This window comes from Mycobacterium sp. 1165178.9, from assembly GCF_001673555.1.
Taxonomy (GTDB): domain Bacteria; phylum Actinomycetota; class Actinomycetes; order Mycobacteriales; family Mycobacteriaceae; genus Mycobacterium.
Map to the genome: position 1 here is coordinate 1 of NZ_LZMB01000078.1, position 2,577 is coordinate 2,577.

The 2,577-nt window shown below is 67.7% G+C and carries 1 protein-coding gene; it reads right to left on the minus strand.

The annotated features are described in order from the left end of the window. Nucleotides 1-2,577: condensation domain-containing protein (locus A5652_RS04155; RefSeq protein WP_156745147.1), on the minus strand; the 2,577-nt coding region annotated here is incomplete at both ends.

Here is a 2,577-nt window from a genome sequence, read left to right on the forward strand (position 1 = left end):
GGCCGCTCGAGCACCGCACTGTTGCCCCACCTCGCCAGCCGGGCGTGCTCCGTGGCATCGAGCAGATCCAGCGCCGACAAGCGCTGACCGGGGTCCGCGGTGACAGCCGCCACCACCCGCCCCAACCGCTCGATCAACACCTCGATGCTGGCCGCGTCGAACACGTCGGTGCGGAATTCCACCTCGCCGCCGATCCCGGCAGGCGCACCGGACTCGGTCCAGCGTTCGGCCAACGAGAACGTCAGGTCCATCCGGGCGGTACGGGTATCCACCGGCGCCTGGGTGACCTGCAGGTCGCCTAAGCTCAGGCCGGCGGCGGGGTCGTTTTCCTGCCCAGCGAAGTTCTGCCAAGCGAACAACACCTGCACCAGCGGGTGATGGTTCATCGACCGCGTCGGGTTGAGCCGTTCCACCAGCAGCTCGAAGGGCACGTCTTGGTGCTCGTAGGCGGCGAGGCTGCGCTGCCGCACCTGGGCCAGCAACTCGGCGACGGTGGGGTCCTCGGACAGGTCCACCCGCAACACCAACGTGTTGACGAAACATCCCACCAGGCCATCTAGCGCCGGGTCACGTCGCCCGGCGATCGGAAATCCTACGGCAACATCGGAATTCGCGCTGATCTTGGCGAGCAGCACCGCCAGAGCGGCCTGCATCACCATGAAGCTCGTCGCATTGTGCTCACGAGCCAACCGGGCGACCTGCTCCTGTAACTGTGCCGGCCAGTCCACCACCACCCGGGCGCCCCGGTAATCGGCCGCCGGCGGATAGGGGCGATCGGTGGGCAGCTGAATCCGCTCGGGCATGCCCGCCAGGGCGTCTTCCCAATAGGCCAGCTGCGCGCCGATCAGGCTCTGCGGGTCCTGCAGCTCACCCAGCTGTTCGCGCTGCCACAGCGTGTAGTCGACGTACTGCACCGGCAACGGCGCCCAGCCCGGGGCCTGGCCCGCACACCGGCTGTCATATGCCACACCCAGATCGCCCACCAGCGGCCCGATCGACCAACCGTCGGCGGCGATATGATGCAGGACCGCCACCAACACGTGCTCCGTGTCGCTGATACGGTAAAGCTTTGCGCGCAAAGGGATTTGGGACGTCAGGTCAAACGGGTCGCGCACCACCTCGCCCACGGCGTCAGTCAGCCGGCCGGTCGACCAGCCGCTGGCGTCGACCACCTGCCAACCGAGATCGGCCAGCTCAACCGGCACCACGACCTGCCGGGGAATCCCCTCGACCGACGGGAAGAGCGTGCGCAGGCTTTCGTGGCGACCTACCACGTCGGCCAGCGCCGCCCTCAATACCTCGGCATCCACGCGCCCGCTCAGCTGCAACCCGAGCGCCATGTTGTACACCGGTGAGCCGCCCTGCAGCTGATCGACGAACCACAACCGGCTCTGGGCGAACGACAACGGCACCACCTCGGGCCGCTCCACCGCCACCAGCGGCTCCAGCCCACCGCCGGCGTCGCCGAGGCGCAATGCCAATTCGGCTACCGTGGGCGCCTCGAACAAGGCACGCACAGCAAGACCGGCATCTAGAGCGGTGTTGACCGCGGCCACCACCCGCATCGCCGACAACGAGTCCCCACCCAAGTCGAAGAACGATTCATCGACGCCGACCCGCTCGAGCCCCAGCACCTGGGCATACACCCCGGCCAAAAGATCTTCGACGGCGCTGGTGGGTCCCCGGTAATGACCGCCTTCCTTGTACTCCGGTGCCGGGAGTGCCCGGATGTCGAGCTTGCCGTTGACCGTCAACGGCAAGCGGTCGAGCACCACTACCGCCGCAGGCACCATGTACGCGGGCAGTCGCTCGGCCAGCTCCGCACGGATCTGGGCCCGATCCACGGGCCCCGTCACATAGCCGACCAGTCGCTTGTCGCCGGGACGGTCCTCACGGGCGACCACCACCGCCTGCTCGACACCGGCCAGCCCGGACAGGGCGGCCTGCACTTCGCCGAGCTCGATGCGATAGCCGCGGATCTTGACCTGATCGTCGGCACGTCCCAAGTACTGCAGCTCGCCGTCGGTCGTCCAGCGCACCAAATCCCCGGTGCGATACATCCGCGATCCGGACGCCTCGCCGGCAGCAAATGGGCACGCCACAAACCGTGACGCACTCAAACCCGCCCGGCCCACATATCCATACGCCAGCCCGCCGCCGGCCACATACAACTCGCCCACCACGCCCAGCGGCACCGGACGCAACCACTTGTCGAGCACGAAGAATCCGAGATGGGCCAACGGCAAGCCGATTGGGCTGACGCTGCGGTCGACGTCGTCGGCGCCGATCTCCCGGAACGAGGCATGCACCGTCGTCTCGGTGATGCCGTACATGTTCACGAGCCGCGGCGAGGCCCGGTGGCGGTCCAGCCACGCGCCAAGGCGTCCGGGTTCCAGCGCCTCGCCACCGAATACCACCGTCTGTAGTTCGAGCCGATTCCCCGATTCGGCCTCCCGCGCATCAGCGGTCTGCAGCGCGTAGAACGCGGACGGGGTCTGACTCAGTAGGCTGACTCGTTCGGCAATCAGCAACGCGTGCAGGTCATCTGGGGACCGGACGACCGCATCGGGCACCACC